Source organism: Gammaproteobacteria bacterium CG11_big_fil_rev_8_21_14_0_20_46_22, from assembly GCA_002796245.1.
GTDB lineage: Bacteria > Pseudomonadota > Gammaproteobacteria > UBA12402 > UBA12402 > 1-14-0-20-46-22.
This window is the reverse complement of sequence record PCWT01000009.1, coordinates 4739-9157: the sequence shown is the minus strand read 5'-3', so window position 1 is coordinate 9157 and position 4419 is coordinate 4739. Positions and strand designations below refer to the sequence as shown.

The following is a 4419-nucleotide window of genomic DNA, read 5'->3' as shown; positions in this document are numbered from 1 at the left end:
GCAAGCAACGCTTCTCTGAATCACCTAAATATGAGATCGATACTTCGTTACTTCAGGTGGGTTAAGCGAATGTTTACGTTTTTTGAATTTAACTAGTTGTTTTTATTTGATTTGAATCAAACGTACGCTGTACGTCACGACGGACATTCGCATGTCCCCCGTGACGTACAGCGCACCTTTATTTTAAAAATTATGAAAACAGACCTTATTTAATGAGCCATTATTTATTTCAAATAAACCAGATCATACACATAAGATTTGTCGCCTTTCTTGCTAACCCACTCACCTTCAGGCGGTAAAGATGTTTTTCTATTTAAAACGGCGCCCCACGGCACACCCACAATATTACTCTCTCTATCAACACAAACCCAGCCAAATTGCTCAATCCAAGTCATCCACACCTCTGCATCCTCTCGCTTCCAAGAAGGTTTTGCTTTCATCATGTTGCAGGGATGAAAACGATAGATCACAAAGTCAATTCGTCTTCTAAGCTCAACACTAGGCAATTCATTCATCAACTTACTCCTTGTTACAAAACCAAGACAATGCGTTCATTGCTTGGTAATGCTTTATTTTAGAGTTTACTAGATCTGAGCTATCCAACGTTTTAACAATTGCTTGTGTGATTTTTACAAACACCAAATTCTCTTTCGGTTGCTTGTTATACATCAACACCACGTAAATACCCTTGCAAGGGTTATAAGTATAAGCCGACTGATAACCAGGCATGCCACCTGCATGCATCCAGACAAAGCCATAATCCTTAAAATAAACCAATCCCATCCCCATACCTTCACCTAGATCAAACCAAGATTCCTTTGTGTTTTGATGGTTTATTAAAGCTTGTTGAATTGAAATGGGTTGGCCGGTTTTTTCTGAAGTGAGGGTTTGCATAAGTTTTAACAAGTGCGCCGAAAGTATCTTGCCTGCAAATAGTTGCTTTAAAAATAGAATAATATCATCCGGTGTTGAAACAATAGCTCCCGCCGAACCAGAAAATGAAGTACTGACATTCGTCACATCAACCCCATATCCGAATGTACCTTCGTCATCATAACCATGAGCCACTCGGCTAATGACAGTTTTTGGATAACCTGAAGCCGTGTAATACGTATTTTTCAGACCGAATTTTTCTAGGCTTAATAAATATTCTCGAAATACTTGGCTAATCGGTTGATGGGTTACTTTCTCAATGATCATGCCCAATAAAATGTAATCCGTATTGGCATAATTATATCCTTGACCTGCCTTAAAATAATCAGGGTAAAGATAAGCTAAGTTTGCTAATTCTTGTAACGACCAATACTGCTTTGGATTCACTTTTAAATGCTGCCAAAAGTTTTTGGTATCAATAACCTTATAGACACCGCTAGTATGCGTTAATAATTCTTTAACGGTGACGTCTTTCCATTTCGGATATTCTGGAAACCAACGACCCAGTTTATCATTTATGTTCAGCTTATGTTCTTCAACTAATTTTAAAACCATCGTCGCAGCAAAGGTCTTAGTAATGCTACCCACTTGAAACAATGTATTCGGCGTTATTTTTTGTTTCATTTTCTTGGTGTAATAGCCACTGACATAATGTCTTGGCAGCCGCTCACCTGGCAATAAGATACTGACCGATAATGCTGGCAGTTTATAATGATTTCTCTCTGATTGTACGAGCTTTACAAGTGCTTGGTTTAAAGTTTGCTCGCTTTCGGCTAGTGATGAATGATCTAACAACATGAATAACAAACAAACTAATAGATGAGGAAAAATAATTTTTGTTTTTTTAACTGGGTTCTTCACTGGCTTTTTTAGCTCCTTGCTTAAAAGCATATACTCTATTTCCTAAATCAGGTGCTCGGTAAAATAGAAAGAAATGCTTTTGGTGTGACTGATTTTACACCTTGCTTTTGAATCAGTTTTTTATAGGTCAGATAACCAATTTCTGTTTTTCTATTGTTGAATTCAGCAATCGTGTCAAACGATTCTGATGAAGCTTTGTCATTGAGCACAGGCGGTTTTCTTTTAATTGCTCTCGTAAACGCGTAGGCCATGCCCAATAAGTTGGCTTCATCATTTTGACGACCAACGAACTGCATCGCGATCGGTAATGAGGGATTGGTTTTAGTAAAGCCGACAATAAACTCAACGGCAGGTAAGCCCGAATTGGGAGATAAAATCGTATAATATTGATTATCAAACTTAGCATTAGGCACGCCAGATTCACTAATAGGAAGCAACAACGCATCTAAATGAAGCTGTCGCATCTTTGCTTCAATTAAAGCACGATTGGTGGCGAAATTTTTTAGTACTTTTTTATAAGCAGTCCCGTTGAGTCGTGGATTGGTATGACTGTATTCTAAACATTCCTTGGGCGTTCCAAAAATCCTGGTTCTATTGGATTCGCAAATATCTTTAAAATTTTTTCTTGTCGAAGGAAAAGACAATAAATAAGCATTGATTTGTTGCACTTCTCCTGCTGCATTATTGCTTCGATCGGTAATGAATTGTTTAAATTGTAGATTAGGTACAATGGTTGCGCCTTGTTGCTTCATGATTTGAATGGCTTGCTGATAATAATGGCCAGCTATTTTTCCATCATAGTTTATTTTCTGATCTCCATATAAGGTGACAATACCAATGCGCTTTCCTTTTAACGCATGAGCGGATAAAAACTGGGTATAAGAGTTTGGGCGTATCACTGTTAGCGTTTTTTTATCTTGATCATCTTTGACTGCAATGACATCCATGACTTTTGCAACATCTTCAATATTTTGAGCAATCGGCCCTGCGATTCCGTCTAAGTTTCCTCTCGGGAAAATCCCTGTCTGACTGACTGCCCCTGTTCCGCCGCGAATGGTATAAACACCATTGGCAGCTGCTGGAATACGCAGTGAACCGCTGTTATCGCTACCAATCCCCACCAGCGCAAATCCTGCACTCACTGCCGCCGCCACACCCGAAGAAGAGCCACCGGGTAATAAATTCGTGTCATAAACATCCCCCGTTCTACCCAGACGAGAGTTAATACCCCAAGTTCCTGAAGCAAATTCATCCATCCCTGCTTTTCCAATAATGACAGCGCCGGCTTGTCTTAACTTTTTAACAATAAAAGCGTCTTGATTAGGTTGAGAGCCCAATAGTGATAATGAACCTGCTGTAGTGGGCATATCGTTTGTATCAATGTTATCTTTCACAACGACGGGAACGCAGAGTAATGGCGAGTTTTTTTCGGAAGAAAACGTTGAATCAATCCGACGCGCTTGACTTAATGCAAACGGATTAATCGCAATAATGGCATTAATCGGCGGCTTATTTTTTGTATAAGCTAAATCGTATTGTTCAATGCGATTGATGTAACTTTGAATCAACTGTTCACAACTGATTTTTTTGTTCTTGATTAAATGAGTAATCGTAGCAATATTGGTATCCATATAATTTACAGCCACTTCATTTTTAGCATAAACACTTTGTCCTAAAAATAAAATGCCGCATAACAGCGCCAGACGAATTTTATTTTTGATCATCCTAGCTCCTTTTAATTATTTGGAATAAATTCCTTATCATAGACTGTTTGCCGCCTCGCCTTTTAATAATTCTGCTTTTTGTTTTATCGCTTGATTAAATTGCCAAAACCCTTGCTTGGTTTTCTTTAACAAACCCAACCACTCAAAAACAGGCGTCAATAATCCAGTAAAATATTCACCATGCATAAACCGTGTTTCAGTTTCGTTTAACTGCTCTAACAAAAAATAATGCTCACCTTGAAACAAAAAACGTGAAATAAATTCACCACACCATCGCAGCTCCTTTGCCTCATTCAATACAATCACCTTTGGAGTAAAATTCATCGGTTTGCCGCCAGGCGGCGAGATGGTCACTATTAGCTTGCTACCTATTTTTAATTCGCCAGCAATATGAGTAAAAAACTGATTCCACTTTGGATAATCATTAAAATTAGTTAGCACCTGCCAAATCTGCTGAGCATTCGCGTCAATCAAAATCTCTGTTTTTATTTCATTCACTTTCCTATCCTCTTTCCGTGCCGTATAGATTGCTATGGTATCAGAAAAATCTCCTGTCTCTAAGGCAGTATTCTGCTAGAATAAGCACATTCATTGATTTTAGGACTGTGATGAAGCAGCTTGCTCGACAATATCCCGTGATAAGCTTCTTTGTGCTAACCTTGGTTTGGTCTAGTCTGGTTTGGCTAATTATTTTTCCTACCTTCCATATTTCACCCACGAGCGGCACAGACTGGTTTTGGCTCGGTGAATGTGCGCCTGGATTAGCTGCCATTGTACTGGCGGGGTTAGCATACGGTGGTAAAGGCATCATTCAATTAATGAAACCGATCCTCTATTGGCGCGTTCACCCCTTTTATTATTATCTTGTCATTGTGTTAGTCGCCTGCTTTTATTTGGCAGC

At 38.9% G+C, this 4419-nt stretch carries 4 protein-coding genes; all 4 read right to left on the bottom strand.

Annotated elements, in window-relative coordinates; all coding sequences use genetic code 11:
- Window positions 1-224: 224 nt before the first annotated feature.
- Genes COV52_00890 through COV52_00875 form a run of 4 tightly spaced genes read right to left on the bottom strand, consistent with a single transcriptional unit; the run spans window position 225 to window position 4016 of the window.
- Window positions 225-515 carry a hypothetical protein gene (locus COV52_00890; GenBank protein PIR12035.1) on the bottom strand — a complete coding sequence of 97 codons (291 nt, stop codon included), beginning with the start codon at window positions 513-515 and terminating at the stop codon, window positions 225-227.
- 4 nt (window positions 516-519) lie between these two features.
- Window positions 520-1824, bottom strand: coding sequence for a hypothetical protein (locus COV52_00885; GenBank protein PIR12034.1), 1305 nt, complete (start codon window positions 1822-1824; stop codon window positions 520-522).
- 17 nt (window positions 1825-1841) lie between these two features.
- Entirely contained in the window at window positions 1842-3518 is a 1677-nt protein-coding gene (locus COV52_00880) for an amidase (GenBank protein PIR12033.1), read from the bottom strand.
- A gap of 36 nt (window positions 3519-3554) precedes the next feature.
- The gene (locus tag COV52_00875; protein PIR12032.1) at window positions 3555-4016 is read right to left on the bottom strand and encodes a polyketide cyclase; all 462 of its coding nucleotides are present in this window, start codon (window positions 4014-4016) and stop codon (window positions 3555-3557) included.
- Window positions 4017-4419: the final 403 nt, after the last annotated feature.

Coding starts and splice junctions, on each gene's coding strand:
- COV52_00890 (PIR12035.1), bottom strand. CDS start 515: ATGAATGAATTGCCTAGTGTTGAGCTTAGAAGACGAATTGACTTTGTG.
- COV52_00885 (PIR12034.1), bottom strand. CDS start 1,824: ATGCTTTTAAGCAAGGAGCTAAAAAAGCCAGTGAAGAACCCAGTTAAA.
- COV52_00880 (PIR12033.1), bottom strand. CDS start 3,518: ATGATCAAAAATAAAATTCGTCTGGCGCTGTTATGCGGCATTTTATTT.